Source organism: Bradyrhizobium sp. CSA112 (assembly GCF_029051645.1).
Taxonomy (GTDB): Bacteria; Pseudomonadota; Alphaproteobacteria; order Rhizobiales; family Xanthobacteraceae; genus Bradyrhizobium.
In genome coordinates this window covers 111,136-128,395 of sequence record NZ_JAACFS010000008.1, presented here as the reverse complement: position 1 = coordinate 128,395, position 17,260 = coordinate 111,136, and the positions used below count along the sequence as shown (strand labels likewise).

General features: G+C 62.5%; 15 protein-coding genes. 11 read left to right on the top strand and 4 right to left on the bottom strand.

Features of this window, described 5'->3' with window-relative positions:
• Positions 1–75 precede the first annotated feature (75 nt).
• On the bottom strand, positions 76–2,130 hold the full coding sequence (gene parE, locus GWE18_RS17360; RefSeq protein WP_275186908.1) for a DNA topoisomerase IV subunit B: 2,055 nt from the start codon (positions 2,128–2,130) through the stop codon (positions 76–78).
• Positions 2,131–2,631: 501 nt separating this feature from the next.
• Here parE and GWE18_RS17355 point away from each other — a divergent pair.
• The 6 genes from GWE18_RS17355 (at position 2,632) to GWE18_RS17330 (ending at position 8,496) form a co-directional block, all read left to right on the top strand.
• Complete coding sequence (locus GWE18_RS17355; protein ID WP_275186907.1) at positions 2,632–3,162, top strand: DedA family protein; 531 nt, start codon at positions 2,632–2,634, stop codon at positions 3,160–3,162.
• Positions 3,163–3,358: 196 nt separating this feature from the next.
• The gene (locus tag GWE18_RS17350) at positions 3,359–4,348 is read left to right on the top strand and encodes an MBL fold metallo-hydrolase (RefSeq protein WP_275186906.1); all 990 of its coding nucleotides are present in this window, start codon (positions 3,359–3,361) and stop codon (positions 4,346–4,348) included.
• Positions 4,349–4,588: 240 nt separating this feature from the next.
• Positions 4,589–5,269, top strand: a complete 681-nt coding sequence (locus GWE18_RS17345; RefSeq protein ID WP_275186905.1) for an FMN-binding negative transcriptional regulator — start codon at positions 4,589–4,591, stop codon at positions 5,267–5,269.
• Positions 5,269–6,318 (top strand): N-acetyl-gamma-glutamyl-phosphate reductase, encoded by a 1,050-nt coding sequence (gene argC / locus GWE18_RS17340; RefSeq protein WP_275186904.1) that lies wholly within the window; start codon positions 5,269–5,271, stop codon positions 6,316–6,318. Before GWE18_RS17345 ends, argC begins: the two co-directional genes overlap by 1 nt.
• A gap of 14 nt (positions 6,319–6,332) precedes the next feature.
• Positions 6,333–6,926 (top strand): class I SAM-dependent methyltransferase, encoded by a 594-nt coding sequence (locus tag GWE18_RS17335; RefSeq protein ID WP_275186903.1) that lies wholly within the window; start codon positions 6,333–6,335, stop codon positions 6,924–6,926.
• Positions 6,927–7,080: 154 nt separating this feature from the next.
• Positions 7,081–8,496, top strand: coding sequence for an outer membrane beta-barrel protein (locus GWE18_RS17330; RefSeq protein ID WP_275187012.1), 1,416 nt, complete (start codon positions 7,081–7,083; stop codon positions 8,494–8,496).
• A 116-nt stretch (positions 8,497–8,612) separates the two neighbouring features.
• Here GWE18_RS17330 and GWE18_RS17325 read toward each other — a convergent pair whose 3' ends face one another.
• The 3 genes from GWE18_RS17325 to phaC form a co-directional block, all read right to left on the bottom strand.
• Positions 8,613–9,485 carry an ornithine carbamoyltransferase gene (locus GWE18_RS17325; RefSeq protein WP_275186902.1) on the bottom strand — a complete coding sequence of 291 codons (873 nt, stop codon included), beginning with the start codon at positions 9,483–9,485 and terminating at the stop codon, positions 8,613–8,615.
• A gap of 121 nt (positions 9,486–9,606) precedes the next feature.
• Positions 9,607–10,005 (bottom strand): MAPEG family protein, encoded by a 399-nt coding sequence (locus tag GWE18_RS17320; RefSeq protein ID WP_275187011.1) that lies wholly within the window; start codon positions 10,003–10,005, stop codon positions 9,607–9,609.
• Positions 10,006–10,087: 82 nt separating this feature from the next.
• Positions 10,088–11,893 carry a class I poly(R)-hydroxyalkanoic acid synthase gene (gene phaC, locus GWE18_RS17315; RefSeq protein ID WP_275186901.1) on the bottom strand — a complete coding sequence of 602 codons (1,806 nt, stop codon included), beginning with the start codon at positions 11,891–11,893 and terminating at the stop codon, positions 10,088–10,090.
• Between the two features lie 287 nt (positions 11,894–12,180).
• Between phaC and GWE18_RS17310 the strand changes: the two genes are divergently transcribed.
• The 5 genes from GWE18_RS17310 (at position 12,181) to GWE18_RS17290 (ending at position 17,248) form a co-directional block, all read left to right on the top strand.
• Positions 12,181–12,474: a hypothetical protein gene (locus GWE18_RS17310; RefSeq protein ID WP_275186900.1), complete on the top strand. Its 294-nt coding sequence runs from the start codon at positions 12,181–12,183 to the stop codon at positions 12,472–12,474.
• 277 nt (positions 12,475–12,751) lie between these two features.
• Positions 12,752–13,972, top strand: a complete 1,221-nt coding sequence (locus tag GWE18_RS17305) for an LL-diaminopimelate aminotransferase (RefSeq protein ID WP_275186899.1) — start codon at positions 12,752–12,754, stop codon at positions 13,970–13,972.
• A 27-nt stretch (positions 13,973–13,999) separates the two neighbouring features.
• The gene (locus GWE18_RS17300) at positions 14,000–15,319 is read left to right on the top strand and encodes a homoserine dehydrogenase (protein WP_275186898.1); all 1,320 of its coding nucleotides are present in this window, start codon (positions 14,000–14,002) and stop codon (positions 15,317–15,319) included.
• Between the two features lie 80 nt (positions 15,320–15,399).
• On the top strand, positions 15,400–16,401 hold the full coding sequence (glpX, locus tag GWE18_RS17295; protein WP_057850503.1) for a class II fructose-bisphosphatase: 1,002 nt from the start codon (positions 15,400–15,402) through the stop codon (positions 16,399–16,401).
• Between the two features lie 127 nt (positions 16,402–16,528).
• Positions 16,529–17,248 (top strand): haloacid dehalogenase type II, encoded by a 720-nt coding sequence (locus GWE18_RS17290; protein WP_275186897.1) that lies wholly within the window; start codon positions 16,529–16,531, stop codon positions 17,246–17,248.
• The last annotated feature ends 12 nt before the right edge of the window (positions 17,249–17,260 follow it).

The window sequence follows — 17,260 nt, the reverse complement described above, 5'->3', positions numbered from 1 at the left end:
GGAAAATGGGCAAATTCGGGCACTAACCGGACAAAAATGCCGGAAATCGCCCGAAAGTCGCCTCGACGAGTGAAGTTAGACGTCCAGCAGGTCGTCACTGGCAAACTCTGCCTTGTCGGAGATGAACGCGAACCGGGCCTCGGCCTTGGTTCCCATCAGCCGCTCGACAGAATCGGCGGTGCCGTCGCGGTCGTCGGCCAGAAGCACCACGCGGAGCAGCGTGCGCTTGGCCGGGTCCATGGTGGTTTCCTTGAGCTGGGCCGACATCATCTCGCCAAGCCCCTTGAACCGGCTGACATCCACCTTGGCATTGGCGTTGAACTCGCTCTTCAGCAGCGCTTCCTTGTGGGCGTCGTCGCGGGCGTAGATCGTTTTGCTGCCGTGGGTCAGCTTGTACAGCGGCGGCACCGCCAGATAGAGGTGGCCCTCGTCGATCAACCGCGGCGTGAGCCGGTAGAAGAACGTAATCAACAACGAGGCGATATGCGCGCCGTCGACGTCGGCATCGGTCATGATGATGATGCGGGAATAGCGCAAATCCTCTTCGCGATAATGCGCAAGCGTACCACAGCCGATCGCCTGCATCAGGTCGGAGAGCTGGGCGTTGGCGGTGAGCTTGTCCTTGCCGGCGGATGCAACGTTGAGGATTTTTCCGCGTAGAGGCAGAACGGCCTGGGTCTTTCGGTCGCGGGCGTGCTTGGCGGTGCCGCCGGCCGAGTCGCCCTCGACGATGAACAGCTCGGAGCCTTCCGCGGCCGTATTGGTGCAATCGGTGAGCTTGCCCGGCAGGCGCAGCTTCTTCACCGCGGTCTTGCGCGAGATTTCCTTCTCGGCGCGGCGGCGCAGCCGCTCGTCGGCACGTTCGATGACGAAGTCGAGAAGCTTGTTGGCCTGCAGCGGATTGCCCGACAGCCAGTGATCGAACGGGTCCTTGATCGCCTGCTCGACGATCTTCTGTGCTTCTGCCGTGGCGAGACGATCCTTGGTCTGGCCCTGGAATTCCGGTTCGCGCACGAACACCGAGAGCATTACGGCGGCGCCCACCATAACGTCTTCCGACGTGATCGGCGCGGCGCGCTTGCCCTGGCCGATGCGCTCGGCGTGGTCTTTCAGGCCGCGCAGCATCGCGCTGCGCATGCCGGATTCATGAGTGCCGCCGTCGGGCGTCGGCACGGTGTTGCAGTAAGAGGAGAGGAAACCGTCGGCATCTGCGGTCCACGCAACAGCCCATTCACATGCGCCATGGGCGCCGTTGCGTCCCGATTTGCCGGAGAAGATATCCGGGTGCACCAGCGTGTCGGCGTGGATGGCGGCGCCGAGATAATCCTTCAGGCCGCCCGGGAAGTGGAAGCTATCCTCGGCCGGCACATCCTCGATGCCCTTGAGCAGCGCGGGATCGCAGCGCCAGCGGATTTCGACGCCGCCGAACAGGTAGGCTTTCGAGCGCGTCATCTTGAACAGCCGCTGCGGCTTGAAGGCCGCCTTGGCGCCGAAGATGTCGGTGTCCGGCTTGAAGCGGATGCGGGTGCCGCGGCGATTGTTGATCTTGCCGAGGTCCTCGAGCTTGCCCTTGGGGTGACCGCGCTCAAAACTCATCCGGTAGAGCTTTTGGCTGCGCGCGACTTCTACCTCGAGCCGCGAGGAGAGGGCGTTGACCACGGAGACGCCGACGCCGTGCAGGCCGCCCGAGGTCTCGTAGACCTTGGAGTCGAACTTGCCGCCGGAATGCAGCGTGCACATGATGACTTCGAGCGCGGACTTCTTCGGAAATTTCGGATGCGGATCGACCGGGATGCCGCGGCCGTTGTCGGTGACGGTCAGAAAGCCGTCGGAGCTCAATTCCACTTCGATGAACGAGGCATGCCCGGCCAGCGCCTCGTCCATCGCGTTGTCGATGACTTCGGCGAACAGGTGGTGCAGCGCCTTTTCGTCGGTGCCGCCGATATACATGCCGGGGCGGCGCCGTACTGGCTCCAGTCCTTCCAGCACCTCGATGTCGGCGGCGGTATAGCCGGCCTCGGCGCTGATCGCCCGCGACGCGGCCTTGGGCGCAGCGCGGCCCTTCGGCTCCGCTCCAAAGAGATCGTTGGCGGATTTAGGTTTTGTAGCTGATTTCAATGGCTTGGACATGGCTCTTTAGGTGTTGCGCGCAGCGCGCGGCAGCGAATCGGTTGCTGTGACTATGCCACGGATGGGCTCAAAAAGTGACGGCCCAGACCGGGCAGGGTGCGTCGGGGGCGGCGCGGCAGCCAATAAAGGGATCGCGTCCGATTAACAATAAGCAAGCCGGCCGGCGTGACCCGGACTTGCCTTCAGCCTGAGGTTGCGTGAAGGTTGCGGCGGGCAGGGGGAATAAATCCAATGATCAGATTGCTGTTGGCCGCCGCACTCGCGGCGCCGTGTGTTGGCTGTGCGTCGGTAACGCGTCCGCCGAGGCGGACAGCGCCGCCCCAGAGCTGATCGCCACAGCTCAGATCTTTGGCTCAGGCCGCTTGCCCATCCGGTGTCGGTTCACGCACCGGCCCCCGGCTTTGTGACTTGATGTCGCGGAAGGGGCTGGCTTACCTGTTCTTCCCGGCGGAACCGGTAAGAAGGGTTCAAAGACAGGAATCGGGGCGGAAAGGGCTCGGAATGGATGATTATGTGCGCGCTCTGGCCGATTTCGTGCGTGACAATCAGGTCTGGGCCGCTCCGATCGTCCTGGTGCTGGCGTTCGGCGAATCGCTTGCCTTCGTCTCGCTGCTGGTGCCGGCCTGGGGCGCGCTGGTCGCGATCGGCGCGCTGATCGGCGTCAGCGGCATCAGCTTCTGGCCGGTCTGGCTGGCCGGCGGCTTGGGCGCGGCGCTCGGCGACTGGGTCTCCTATTGGTTCGGCTACCGGTACAAGGAGCATGTCGCCGAGATGTGGCCGCTCTCGCGCTATCCCGAGATCCTGCCGCGCGGCGAAGAATTCGTGAAAAAATGGGGCGTGCCTTCGATCTTCATCGGTCGCTTCTTCGGGCCGCTGCGAGCCTCGGTGCCGCTCGCCGCCGGCATTTTCGAGATGTCCTACTGGCCTTTCCAGATCGCCAATTTCGTCTCGGCGCTGGTCTGGTCGGCCGCCCTGCTGCTGGTCGGCGACGTGATGGGAAAACTTGCCGAATGGCTGTGGCGGGTGGCGTAGGCAGCCTGGCCGGAATAAGCCGATGACGGGGGTGTTAGCTCCCAAGATGCGTAGACCGACCGGAGCATCTTCGCATTGCCGTCGCCGCGCTATCGCAGAAACGCTGATGGATTCAGCGGCAACCGAACCAAGGGCGCGCTTCAAAGCGGGTCAATCCCGCGAACCAAATCCATCGTCTCAGTGGAAGGACATCACCATGGAATTGTCACGTCGTCACGCACTCGTGGGAGCCGCTGCGCTCGCCGCTACGCCCTTGCTGTCGCAAGCGCCCGCCAAGGCCGCTGCGCCGGCGGCGGACAAGCAGGCGCCGAGCTTCTATCGCTACAAGGTGGGCGATGCCCAGGTGACGGCGATCTCCGACGGCGTCAACACCATGGCGCTACCCGACACCTTCGTGCTCAATGCCAAGAAGGATGAGGTCAACGCGGCGCTCGAGAAGGCCTTCATGCCGAAGGACAAGGTGTCGATCCAGTTCGCGCCGCTCGTCATCAACACCGGCGGCAAGCTCGTGGTGGTCGACACCGGCAACGGTGCCGCCGCCTTCGCGTCGAGCAAGGGCAATGTCGGGCAGTTCGCAACCAACATGGCGGCTGCCGGCATTGATCCCAAGAATGTCGACCTGGTTGTCATCTCACATTTCCACGGCGATCACATCAACGGCCTTCTGACCGCCGAGAACACGTTGGCATTCCCTAATGCAGAGGTGCTCGTGCCGGCGACGGAATGGAAATACTTCATGGACGACGGCGAAATGAGCCGCGCGCCCGAAGGGCGAATGCAGACCGTGTTCAAGAACGCCCGCCGCGTGCTCGAGGCCGGGCTGAAGAAGAAGGTGACGCCCTATGAGTGGGGCAAGGAAGTCGCGCCGGGGCTGACGGCGGTAGAAACCATCGGTCACACGCCGGGCCACACCTCCTACGTTCTCGCGTCAGGCTCCGACAAGGTGTTCATCCAGTCCGATGTCACCAACCACCCGGCGTTGTTCGCCACCAATCCGGGCTGGCACCTGATGTTCGACCAGGATCCGGCGCTGGCGGAAAAGACCCGCCGCCGGGTCTATGACATGCTGGTCGCCGACAAGATGCGGGTCCAGGGCTTCCACTATCCGTTCCCGGCCAACGGCTTCGTCGAGAAGGACGGCAACGGTTACCGGCTGGTCCCGGCGCCGTGGAATCCGGTGATCTGACGCCGGACATTGCCGGAATGGCAGCCATAACTTGACGCCAGAGGGGCGCGGCCTTATAGCCGCGCCCATGAATATCGCCGCGACCATGACCATCGCTCGCCGCCGCCGCACTATCGCGGTATGGGCGGACGTCTGCGTTTGAGATCGTCGCCCCTGCCGCCGGATCGGGTCCCGCGGCTTCTCCCTTCTTCGAAAAACGCGGTCTGAACTGGCGGCTCCTACGTCAAGCAGGAGTTTGAGATGTATACGCCACCACTGTTCAAGTCCGACCGCGCCGCGAGCCTCGCGTTTGCGGAAGCGCGCGGCTTCGGTTTGGCTTGCGCGTGGGACGGCAAGAAGCCGGTCGCCTCGCCGCTGCCGTTTTATCTGACCTCGGCCAATGACGGCACGCCGCGTGCGCTGTTTCATGTCGCCCGTCACAATCCGCTGGTAGGACTGGCGGACGGGACGACGCCGTGGCTGTTGGCCGTCAACGGCGCTGACACCTATGTGTCGCCGGACTGGTATGTCTCGGCCGACCAGGTGCCGACCTGGCTCTATCAGGCGGTGCATCTCACAGGTTCGGTGCGAAAACTGTCCGACGACGAACTCGCTGATCAGATCGACACGCTCAGCGCCAAGTTCGAGGAGCGGCTGTTGCCGAAAAAGCCCTGGCTGTCGTCGAAGATGACGGCCGGGCGGCTGGAGGCGATGAAGAAGGCGATTGTGGGCTTTGAGATGACTGTCGAGGAGGTCGAAGGCAGTTTCAAGCTGAACCAGCACAAGTCCGACGCCGACTATACGGCGCTGGCACAAGCGCTCGCCACGCAAGGCGACGCGGACGCGCGCGAAATCGCAGCCCTGATGCGCGCGGCGCGGCCGCTGGCATTCGCCGCCGAAACGATACAAGACAACCAAATGACGCCTGAAAGGAACGCGTGATGAGCTCGAAGAAGAAGATCGGCATTCTCGGCGCCTCCGGATACACCGGAGCCGACGCGGTGCGCCTGTTGGCGCGGCATCCGAATGCCGAGATCACCGCGCTCACCGCCAATACCCACGCCGGCAAGTCGATGGGCGACGTGTTTCCGCATTTCTTCATGCTGGATCTGCCAAAGCTCATCGAATGGGAGAAGGTCGATTGGACCACGCTTGACGCGGTGTTCTGCGGGCTGCCGCACGGCACCACGCAGGACATCATCGCCGCGGTCCTCAAGGCCAATCCTGACATCAAGGTCCTCGACATGTCCGCCGATTTCCGGCTGCGCAACAAGGACACCTATGCGCAATGGTACGGCCATGAGCACCGGGCGCTCGAACTACAGGGCGAGGCCGTCTATGGCCTCACCGAGTTCTACCGGGAGAAGATCTCGGCCGCGCGGCTCGTCGCCTGTCCCGGCTGCTATCCGACGGCGGCGCTGCTGGCGCTGGTGCCGCTGGCGAAAGCCAAGCTGATCGACGTCGACGACATCGTCATCGACGCGAAATCGGGCGTCACCGGCGCCGGACGCGGGCTGAAGCAGAACACGCTGTTCAGCGAGGCGGGCGAGGGGCTGTCGCCCTATTCGGTCGGCACCCACCGGCACGCGCCTGAAATCGAGCAGGAGATCGGCGTCGCCGCGGGCTCCACGGTGACGGTGAACTTCACGCCGCATCTGATTCCGATGGCGCGGGGCGAACTCTGCACGTCCTATGTCAAGCTCAACGGCGCGACACCGGACGACTTGCGGGCGGCGCTGGAGCAGGCCTACGCCAACGAGCCCTTCGTGCATGTGGCCAAGAAGGGCGTACTGCCGCAGACCCAGAACGTGCGCGGCTCCAACTATGTGCAAATCGGCGTCGTCGCCGATCGCATCAAGAACCGGGCGATCGTCATCTCGACGCTCGACAACCTGGTGAAGGGGTCGGCCGGACAGGCGATCCAGAACATGAACCTGATGTTCGGGCTGCCCGAGACCGCGGGGCTGGAACAGATCGCGCTGTTCCCGTGACACGAGGTGCTGCGGTGGACGAAACGACGCTGCAATTCTACCGCGGCAACGCGGAAGCCTATGCCAAACGCACGTTCACCTCGCGTCAGGCGCGGCTGACGGCGTTTCTGGCGCAGCTTCCGCCGGGCGCCTCTATTCTCGAACTCGGCTGCGGCGCCGGCGGCGACACCGCGGAAATGCTGGCGCGAGGGTTCGATGTGCGCGCGACGGACGGGTCGCCGGAAATGGCTGATGTCGCGTCAAAGCATCTCGGCCGCACCGTCGAGACGCTGCTGTTTCATGAACTCGACGAGGTCGAGGCCTATGATGCTGTTTGGGCCAATGCCTGCCTGCTTCATGTGCCCAGGCCGGAACTTGCGGATGTTCTGGCGCGGATTTGGCGCGCGCTAAAGCCTGCGGGTTATTTCTTCGCAAGTTACAAGGAAGGCGATGGCGATGGCCGCGATACGCTCGATCGCTATTACAACTATCCCTCGCAGGACTGGCTGCGTGCGACCTACGCCGTGGCGGGCAGATGGGGTTCGTTGTCGATCGAAACCGGCGAAGTCATAGGATTTGATGACAAGATGGCGTCGATGCTGTTCGCCGTTGCCAAGAAAAGCGGCTGAGGAATGCCGCAGTTCGTCGCGTGAGAGAAATCCCGAAGGATGTGGTTGCTCGGCTACAGCTTTAAGATACGAATCCGGTAAGGACATGGTGAGCACCGGCAGCACGTTTGTCGGACGTGCTGGGAATGCCGGACTGGGAATGCCGTAAATGAAAATGAAGAAGTACCTGTTGGCCACCGCTCTCGTTGGCCTGGGATCCGCCCCGACGCTCGCCGCAGACCTCGCCGCCCGTCCCTCCACCAAAGCCCCCGCACTGGCCGCCGTCTACGACTGGACCGGCTTCTATGTCGGCGTCAACGCCGGAGGGGGACTCGGACGCGATAGGACGCAACATCAGCCGCTTCCGGGGCAAAACTATTCGCTTTACCTGCAGCCTCAAGGCGGGTTCGGTGGCGGGCAGATCGGATACAACTGGCAGACGAATTCCGTCCTCGGGCAGATCGTTTTTGGTGTTGAAGCGGATCTCCAGGGAGCCGGCCTCAGCGACGACCGCACCAATCTGAATTTCGGCGGCGGCTTGCTTACGAACTACAGCCAGGAACTCGACTGGTTTGGTACCGTTCGCGGGCGTGTCGGCCTGGCCAAAGGACCGGTACTGAGCTATGTGACGGCCGGCTTTGCCTATGGCAACGTCAACACCACGATAACTCTATCGGGTCCGGGTCCGGTTCCGGTAACATTTTCAACCGATCGCACCCAAGGCGGATGGGTGGTGGGCAGTGGTGTGGAGGCTGCGCTCGGCGGCAATTGGACCGGAAAGATCGAACATCTCTACCTGAATCTCGGCAACCGGACCGACTTCGCCGCACCCTTGTTCTTCCCAAGCAACGTGAATACCGAGATCCGCCAAAACATCTTCCGCGCCGGCCTGAACTACCGGATCGGCGGCAACTCGAATTACCAGCCGGTGGCTGCGGCCAATTGGAGCGGTTTCTATCTCGGCGGCAATTTTGGGTCCGGATACGGCCGTGACCGAAGCTCGCTGAGCGTGCCGGGCCCGTTCGTGGACACCTTCAATCTGGCCTCCGACGGTTTCATTGGCGGCGTGCAGGCGGGCTACAACTGGCAGGCCGCTAACTGGGTGTTCGGCTTGGAGGCGGATATCCAGGGGTCGACCCTGCAAGACGACAAGACGTGTGTATTGGGATGCGGACTGGCAGGAGTGAGCGCGGCTTACGATGCCACCCTGCCATGGTTCGGCACGGTTCGCGGACGGCTGGGTTATTCGGTCGGCTCGACCTTGTTCTATGCGACCGGCGGTCTCGCTTATGGCAGCATCAAGACCAAGATCGACACCAACTCCTTCGTCGGTCCGGTGACGCAATCGTTCTCGCACACCAATACCGGCTGGACCGCGGGTGCGGGCATCGAAACGCCCTTCAACCTGCTGGGATTGCTGGGCCCGAACTGGACGACGAAGACCGAATATCTCTACGTCGATCTCGGCTCGACGTCGGACTCTTTCATCTTCGGCGCGGTTCCGGCGACGACAACCCGTTCGGTTACCGAGCACGTCTTCCGCACCGGCATCAACTACCACTTCAATTCGCCGGTCGTTGCCAAGTACTGAGCGCTGTTTCAAAGCGCCAATGAAAAACCCCGGGGCGGATGCTCCGGGGTTTTTCATTGACATTCGAGATGCGGAAGGGGCCTCAACCACCACATGGCTGCAGGCGGCTCATATGGCTATGTGGCGATCCATTCGAGCAGGGCGTTTTGCGCGTGTAGAAGATAAGCCTTTGCAGCGGCACTCTGGCAAGCCGGATGACGCATTGCATCAGCGGTGACTTCCTTTTCCCTGGAAACAGGCGGGCATGGAAGGAAGATGGCGTCGGGACGGCATTTCTCCAGAATAGACGTCGAAATCTGGTATTCCCGCATCTGCTCTTCATTGGCGTCACCTGGCCGTGAGTCGGTAATGATAACGTCCGCATCCCACAGCTCTGCGAGATCAGTACTCGCAGCGAAGTTTGGGCCCAATAGGGAGACGTCTTTGACGTGCCAGTTTTCCGGATAGACCTGTCTCACCTGGATAGGCATCGAGATGGAAGCTTCTACCCACGATCGGAGGATGTTGGCGTCCGGAGCAACGCCAACGACTTTCATTCCCTCAAGAGTCCCTTTCTTGCTTTGGATATAGGCGAGATCGCCAAGTGTTTCGCAAGGGTGATTGGACCTCGTTCTCGCATTTATCACGGCAGCTTTGGCAATTGATGCGAGCTCATTCAAGGTCGATAGCTCTTTGGTGCGGACAACCAAAATGTCGAACCAGTTGTCGAGGTAGCTCGCTAAATCCGCCGTGGTTTCATGGATATTGAACCTGATTGGCGATTGGACGCAGATGCCACCCATGGCCTGTACGCCCAGATCAAAAGCAGTCGTATTCCTCCATCCACTATCGTCGGCAATGAGGGCAACACGTTTGCCTGACAAGCTCTGCGGCATGGCGCGATCGTTCCAGGCTGTCGCCAGCGACTGAGCGCGATCGATGATGGAAAGGATGATTTCTTTTGGCAATCCGTGGAATTCAAGAAAGTCCTTGTTGGATTCCATGCGCATTCTCGCCTCAAGGGCCTCGCTACAGCCAACCCGGAATCAGGTGCGCGATTGCGCACACCGTAGCTCGCCCTTCGGCGCCCCGGATAACGATGTAGGGCGATGAATGCCCGAGGTAGCCGTCTCACACCACCCTGAAGATCGCGAGCGCCAGCACGGCTTGCGCCAGGAAGCCGACGGTGAAGGCCAGCGTGCGGAAGATCGGCAGGCCCAGCGTGTAGACGATCAGGTGCGCGACACGCGACCAGAAATAGACGGCGCAGGCCAACACGGTCCACCTGTCGGAATAGTCGATGACGTTGAGGATCAAGACCAGCGGCGCGAAGATGATCAAATTTTCGACCGCGTTGTCATGGGCGAACATCAGCCGCGTCGCCCATTCGGATTGCGGCTTGTCGTTGCGCGAGGGGTTGGCCATGCCACCGGAGAAGCCGCGCACCTGATAGCGATTGATCATGTAGGGGATCCACATCAGCCCGGTCAAAATCACGGTCAGAGTCAGCCAGAACAATTCGCGCGTGATTGGTTGCGTCATCGGTCTCCCCTCAATCGATTTCGATTCCCGGCACGGGATATCGGGTTATACCCAACCGCCCGCGGCCGCGCTATGCGCGGACCTTGACGTAGCTGCCGGGCGCGTCCTCGATCGGCGGCATCTCCTCGGAGCCGACGGCGCGCGCGGGCACGCGCTCGGCGTCGAGGCCCTCCAGCCATTGCAGCCAGTCCGGCCACCACGAACCCTTGTGTTCGGTCGCGTTCTTCATCCAGTCGGCGAGCGAGACGTCCTTGACGTTATCGTTGGTCCAATACTGGTATTTGCCCGCCTCCGGCGGGTTCACCACGCCTGCGATGTGGCCTGATCCGGACAGCACATATTTAACCGGGCCGCCGAAAAACTGCGAACCGTAGAGCACCGAATCCGCCGGCGCGATGTGATCCTCGCGCGTTGCCAGATTGTAGACGGGCACCTTGACCTTCGACAGGTCGAGCAGCGTGTTGTCGAGCACCATGCTGCCGGAAGAGAGCCGGTTCTCCAGATAGCAGTTGCGCAAGTAATAGGAATGGTTGGCCGCCGGCATCCGCGTGGCGTCGGAATTCCAGTGCAGCAGGTCGAACGAGGAGGGCGCCTGTCCCTTCAGATAGTTGCTGACGACATACGACCAGATCAGGTCGTTGGAGCGCAGCATGTTGAAGGCCATCGCCATCTTGCTGCCTTCGAGAACGCCCCTAGCTTCCATCTCGCGCTCCAGCGTCGAGATCTGATCTTCGTCGACGAACACCAAGAGATCGCCGGCGTGGGTGAAGTCGACCTGCGCCGCAAAGAACGTCGCCGAGGTGACGCGCTGGCGCCGTTTCTCGGCGAGCCAGGCCAGCGTCGAGGCAAGCAGCGTGCCGCCGACGCAATAGCCGGCGGTATGGACCTTCATCTCGCCCGTCACCTTTTCGATGACATCCATCGCGGTGAGCGGGCCTTGCTTCATGTAGTCGTCGAAGGTCTTCTTGCCGAGCTCCTTGTCGGGATTGACCCAGGAGATCACGAACACCGTGATGCCCTGGTCGACGCACCATTTGATGTAGGATTTTTCCGGCTTGAGATCGAGAATGTAGAACTTGTTGATCCAGGGCGGCACGATCAGCAGCGGCGTGCGCAGCACCGTCTCCGTGGCCGGCGTGTACTGGATAAGCTGCATCAGCTCGTTCTGGAAGATCACCTTGCCCGGCGTCGTCGCCATGTTGACGCCGACGACGAGATTCGACGGGTCGGACTGGCGGATGCGCAACGTGCCGCGTCCGGCTTCGATGTCCTCGGCGAGCATCTTCATGCCGCGAACGAGATTGTCGCCGTTCGAAGCCAGCGTCTCGCGCAGCACTTCCGGATTGGTGAGAACGAAATTCGACGGCGCGATCGCGTTGGTGATCTGCTGAACGTAGAATTCGGCCTTCTTGCGGGTATGCGGATCGACGCCCTCGGCGTTCTTCACCAGCTCTTGCGCCCATTGCGCGGTGAGCAGATAGAGCTGCAGGACGAAATCGAAGAACTGGTTCGACCTCCACTCCGGATCCTTGAAGCGCTTGTCGCGCGGTGACGGCTCGATCGCAGGCTTGGCCGCTTCGCCGGCCATGCGGCGCGCGGCCGAGCCCCAGAGGTCGAGATAGGCCTTGCCCAATTTGGTCTGCAGCTCCGCGGCGCGGTTCTGGTCCGAAAGCCAGTATTCTGCAACCGCAGAGAATGTCTTGATGACCTCACCGATTTCGCTGGGCGGCTTGTCCTTCGGTTCTCCGTCCGCGCGCGGCTGGAGATAGGCCGCGAGCGCCTGGCCGCTCGTCTCCATCGCTTTCGCGATGTTCATGGCGAAGGCTTCGGCATTGAATGTGTTGGAAGCCTGGGTTTCGGTGTTGACGTCACTCATATCAAGGACACTATAGCTTCATTTCGCGTTCGTCACCGCGGGGATCGATGGCAACGGGGTTGGGGTTAACCCTGTTGCACTGCGATAAAGTTTGCGTGTTCAGACACATTGCAGCCGCACCAGTGGCATTTGATCTTTGGGCTTTAATCGTTTCGGGCGACAATGGTTTGAACGGTTACAGCGAAATCAACGCTGCGGGACGGTTTGGCGTTGCAAAGCTCGTACCAGCACATCGATACCATCGCGATGCGCTGATGGTGCGCAGGTAGTTGGGGATTTCCGGACGGATGCCGGTAAGTCGAACGATAAGGCTGTGGTCGATTGCCGCGCTGTTCGCGTCAGCGTTCGCGCTCGGCGGCTGCTCGACCCAGATCGCGGATATGCCGGGCGTTGGCCTGCCAGCGGGCGCGCCCGAGCGTCCGAAGGAAGCCGGTGGCTATCTGCCGGTCCATGACCTGCCGCCGGACCGCAACGAGGAGGCGATGAAGCCGGCCGAACTGGCTAAAATTCAGTCAGAGTTGACGGCCGCCCGGGACCGTCAGGCGGCCGCGGGTAGCCCGCCAAAGCCGGCCAAGAAGTGACCTTGCCGTCTTTTTGACGCGTTTTCTTCACGTGAACCGATCACCGTCCCGGATCAGGTCCAGGGCAGGCTTTCGCTTGAAAACGCCATAGCGCCACCGGGCTCCCGTGGTAAAAGAACCCAATTCAACCGCATTGCGGGTCCAGAGCTGAAGGACCTCGCGCCTGAACTCGCTCTAAATCCTTGATTGAGCGCGATTTCTGAACGAAACCCAGTCCGGTTTCGATAGCTGCGAAGGTTCCCCGATTCTGCCCTGCCGGTTGTCGGAGCAAGGTCCCATGGAAGATTTTTATCGCATCCGCCGTCTGCCGCCTTACGTGTTCGAGAAGGTCAACCAGGCCAAGGCGGCCGCGCGCAATGCCGGGGCCGACATCATTGACATGGGCATGGGCAATCCGGACCTGCCGACGCCACCCCACGTGCTCGAGAAGCTCAAGGAGACGCTGGGCAAACCGCGGACCGATCGCTACTCAGCCTCGCGCGGCATCAACGGCCTGCGCAAGGCGCAAGCCGCGTATTATGGGCGGCGGTTCGGCGTGAAGCTCAATCCGGACACCCAGATCGTTGCGACGCTGGGATCCAAGGAAGGCTTTGCCAATGTGGCGCAGGCGATCACCGCGCCCGGCGACGTCGTGCTGTGCCCCAATCCGAGCTATCCAATTCATGCCTTCGGCTTCCTGATGGCGGGCGGCGTGATCCGCTCGGTGCCCTCGGAACCGACGCCGCAGTTTTTCGAGGCGGTGGAACGCGCGATCATCCATTCGATCCCGAAGCCGATCGCGCTGATCGTCTGCTATCCCTCGAATCCGACCGCCTGTGTCGCCGACCTCGATTTCTACAGGGATCTGGTGGCGTTCGCGAAAAAGCACGAGATCTTCATCCTGTCGGATTTGGCCTATGCCGAAGTCTATTTCGACGACAACAACCCGCCGCCATCGGTGCTGCAGGTTCCCGGCGCGATCGACGTCACCGTCGAATTCACCTCGATGTCGAAGACGTTCTCGATGGCCGGCTGGCGCATGGGTTTTGCCGTCGGCAACGAGCGGATCATCGCCGCGCTGGCGCGGGTGAAATCCTATCTCGACTACGGCGCGTTCACGCCGATCCAGGTGGCGACCACCGCCGCGCTGAACGGGCCCGACGATTGCATCAAGGAAATGCGCGACACCTACCGCAGGCGGCGCGACGCGCTGGTCGAATCATTTGGCCGGGCGGGCTGGGAGATTCCGCCGCCGCTGGCCTCGATGTTTGCCTGGGCGCCGCTGCCCAAGGCCTTCGAGGGCGTCGGCAGCATGCAGTTCGCGACCCTGATGGTGGAGAAATCCGGCGTGGTGGTTTCGCCCGGCGTCGCCTTTGGCGAGCATGGCGAGGGCTATGTCCGCATCGCGATGGTGGAAAACGAGCAGCGTATCCGCCAGGCCGCACGCGGGGTGCGCCGCTTCCTTGAAAGCGGCATTGAAACGTTGCACAACGTGGTTCCTCTCGCCAACCGGCGCTAATCCCTTTTATTGCAGGTTCTCTCATTCATGGTCGCACCCCTGAGAGTGGGTATCGCGGGGCTCGGCACCGTTGGCGCCGAAGTCGTCCGCCTTATCGAAGAGCAGTCGCGGATGCTGTCCGAGCGCAGCGGGCGCGGCGTGCGCGTGGTTGCCGTCACCGCCCGCTCGAAAGCGAAAAAGCGCTCGCTTGATCTGCGCGGCATCGACTGGGCCAAAAGCCCTCTGGCGCTGGCCTCTGACCCCAACGTCGATTGCTTCGTCGAACTGATGGGCGGCTCCGGCGAGCCGGCGCTGTCGGCGATCGAGGCCGCGCTGAAGTCCGGCAAGTCCGTGGTAACCGCCAACAAGGCCCTGATTGCCAGGCACGGATTGCGGCTGGCGAAGGCCGCCGAAAAGCACGGCGGCGCCCTGAACTTCGAGGCGGCGGTCGGCGCCGCCATTCCCGTCATCAAAACCCTGCGCGAGGGGCTTTGCGGCACCGGCGTCAACCGCGTCTACGGCATCCTCAACGGCACCTGCAATTACATCCTGACCCGGATGGAGCATGAGGGCCTGTCGTTTGCCGAATGCCTGAAGGATGCGCAGCGGCTCGGCTATGCCGAGGCCAATCCGTCCTTTGATGTCGACGGCCATGATACCGCGCAGAAGCTTGCGATCCTGGCGAGCCTCGCCTTCGGCACCAAGGTGGCGCAGAGCGCGGTCTATGTCGAAGGCATCTCCTCGATCGCGCCGGAAGATCTGCGCGCGGCCGAAGAGCTCGGCTACCGCGTCAAGCTGCTCGGGGTCGCGGTGCGCACCGCCAAGGGCATCGAGCAGCGCGTGCACCCGACCATGGTGCCCAAATCGTCCTCGATCGCGCAGGTAATGGGCGTCACCAACGCAGTGACCATCGACGGCGAGGGCATTCCCGCGATCACGCTGGTGGGGCCCGGCGCCGGCGGTGCTGCGACGGCGTCCGCCGTCGTGGCCGATATCGCCGACGTGGCGCGTGGCATTCGCGCAAAACCGTTCGGCCGCCCGGTGGAGCGGCTGCGCGACATCACCAAGGCGCCGATGGAGCGCCACGAGGGCGGCTACTACATCCGCCTGATGGCGCGTGACCTCGCCGGCACCGCCGCCACCATCGCCACCCGCCTTGCCGAACAGAAGATTTCGCTGGAATCGATCGTGCAGCGCCATCCCGAGGGCGTCGATGCGAACGGTGCCGCGAAGAAGCCGTCACCGGTTCCGGTCATTCTGATTACCTACGCCACCTCCGAGGATGCGGTGTATCGTGCGCTGGAGGCCGTTCAGCGCGACAAGGTGATCAGCGGCCGGCCGCAGGTGATACGGATCGAGAAGAACTGACGCGGGATCGAAACGGATCGCGCGCCAAAAGGTTTGATTTGCGGGCCGAGCTGCCCGTGCAGGTTTAAAGGAGTGAGCCGATGACGACCCATATTTCCGTTCCGCCGCAATTGCTGCTTGAGCGCATCCTGACGCTTGAAATCGTGCGGGTGACGGAACGTGCCGCGGTTTCGGCCGCGCGTCTGCGCGGCCACGGCCAGGAGAAGGCGGCGGACCAGGCTGCGGTCGACGCGATGCGCCGCGAACTCAACAAGCTGCCGATCGAAGGCACCATCGTGATCGGCGAGGGCGAGCGCGACGAGGCGCCGATGCTGTTCATCGGCGAGAAGGTCGGGCTGAACGCCGGTCCGCAGGTCGATATCGCCGTCGATCCGCTGGAAGGCACCACGCTCTGCGCCAAGAACATGCCGGGCGCGATCGCGACCATGGCAATGGCAGATGGCGGCACGCTGTTGCACGCGCCCGACGTCTACATGGAGAAGCTCGCGGTCGGCCCGGGCTACGCCAAGGGCGTGGTCGAGCTCGACGCGTCGCCTGCCGACAATGTCCGCCGGCTCGCGAAAGCCAAGGGCGTCGAGCCCGGCGCAATCACGGTGCTGGTGCTCGATCGCCCGCGCCACGCTGATATCATCGCCAGCATCCGCTCGACCGGTGCGGCGGTGCGGCTGATCACCGACGGCGATGTGGCCGGCGTGATCCATTGCGCCGACCCTGACAACACCGGCGTCGACATGTATATCGGCACCGGCGGCGCGCCCGAGGGCGTGCTGGCGGCGGCGGCGCTGCGCTGCATCGGCGGCCAGATGCAGTGCCGGCTGATCCTCGATAGCGAGGAGAAGCGCGAGCGCGCGCACAAGATGGGCGTAACTGATCCGAAGATGATCTACGGCATCGAGGACATGGTGCGGGGCGATTGCCTGTTCGCGGCCACCGGCGTCACCACCGGCTCGCTGCTCACAGGCGTCAAATTCCGCAAGGATGGCGTGATCGAGACCGAAACAGTGGTGATGCGCTCGGTGACCGGCACGGTGCGCTACATCAAGGCCGAGCACCGGCAGTTGGATAAGTTTCATCTGGACTAACGAGCCGTCATTCCGGGATGGTCCGAAGGACCAGACCACAGATGCGCAATTGCGCATCGGGGAATCTCGAGATTCCGGGTTCGATGCTTCGCATCGCCCCGGAATGACAAAAAAGGGGAGGCGCACGATGTCCGACATCTCCGCGGTAAAAGCGCTGGTGTTCGACGTGTTCGGCACCGTCGTCGACTGGCGCACCAGCCTCATCAACGATTTCACCAAATGGTCGGAAACCTCAGGCATCGAGGCCGACTGGACCGCACTCGTCGACGGCTGGCGCGGCGTCTACATGGCCTCGATGGACGAGGTGCGCAAACATCCCGAACGCGGCTACCAGATCCTGGATACGCTGCACCGGCGGTCGCTGGAAAAACTGGTGGCGCAGTTTTCGATACAAGGCTTGAGCGACGCCGACCTGCATTACCTCACCATGGGCTGGCACCGGCTGCATCCGTGGCCCGACAGCGTGCCGGGACTAGTGCGGCTGAAGAAGAAATACATCATCTCGCCGCTCTCCAACGGCAACGTCGCGCTACTGACCAATATGGCAAAGTTCGCTGGGCTGCCGTGGGACCTCATCATGTCGGCGGAATTGTTCGAGCACTACAAGCCCGATCCCGAGACCTATCTCGGCGCGGCGAAGCTGCTCTGCCTGCCGCCGGAGCAGGTCATGATGGTCGCCGCCCACAACAACGATTTGAAAGCGGCACAGCAGAACGGCCTGAAAACCGCCTTCGTCGCGCGTCCCACCGAATACGGTCCGCACCAGAAATACGATTTCGAGGCCAAGGGCGATTGGGACATCGTCGCCAAGGATTTTGGCGAGATCGCCGACCGGCTGGGGTGCTAGTCCTTACTCGTG

Bases quoted from the DNA above. Each gene is read 5' to 3' on its own strand.
- parE (WP_275186908.1), bottom strand. From the start codon at position 2,130: ATGTCCAAGCCATTGAAATCAGCTACAAAACCTAAATCCGCCAACGAT.
- GWE18_RS17355 (WP_275186907.1), top strand. From the start codon at position 2,632: ATGGATGATTATGTGCGCGCTCTGGCCGATTTCGTGCGTGACAATCAG.
- GWE18_RS17350 (WP_275186906.1), top strand. From the start codon at position 3,359: ATGGAATTGTCACGTCGTCACGCACTCGTGGGAGCCGCTGCGCTCGCC.
- GWE18_RS17345 (WP_275186905.1), top strand. From the start codon at position 4,589: ATGTATACGCCACCACTGTTCAAGTCCGACCGCGCCGCGAGCCTCGCG.
- argC (WP_275186904.1), top strand. From the start codon at position 5,269: ATGAGCTCGAAGAAGAAGATCGGCATTCTCGGCGCCTCCGGATACACC.
- GWE18_RS17330 (WP_275187012.1), top strand. From the start codon at position 7,081: ATGAAGAAGTACCTGTTGGCCACCGCTCTCGTTGGCCTGGGATCCGCC.
- GWE18_RS17325 (WP_275186902.1), bottom strand. From the start codon at position 9,485: ATGCGCATGGAATCCAACAAGGACTTTCTTGAATTCCACGGATTGCCA.
- phaC (WP_275186901.1), bottom strand. From the start codon at position 11,893: ATGAGTGACGTCAACACCGAAACCCAGGCTTCCAACACATTCAATGCC.
- GWE18_RS17310 (WP_275186900.1), top strand. From the start codon at position 12,181: ATGCCGGTAAGTCGAACGATAAGGCTGTGGTCGATTGCCGCGCTGTTC.
- GWE18_RS17305 (WP_275186899.1), top strand. From the start codon at position 12,752: ATGGAAGATTTTTATCGCATCCGCCGTCTGCCGCCTTACGTGTTCGAG.
- GWE18_RS17300 (WP_275186898.1), top strand. From the start codon at position 14,000: ATGGTCGCACCCCTGAGAGTGGGTATCGCGGGGCTCGGCACCGTTGGC.
- glpX (WP_057850503.1), top strand. From the start codon at position 15,400: ATGACGACCCATATTTCCGTTCCGCCGCAATTGCTGCTTGAGCGCATC.
- GWE18_RS17290 (WP_275186897.1), top strand. From the start codon at position 16,529: ATGTCCGACATCTCCGCGGTAAAAGCGCTGGTGTTCGACGTGTTCGGC.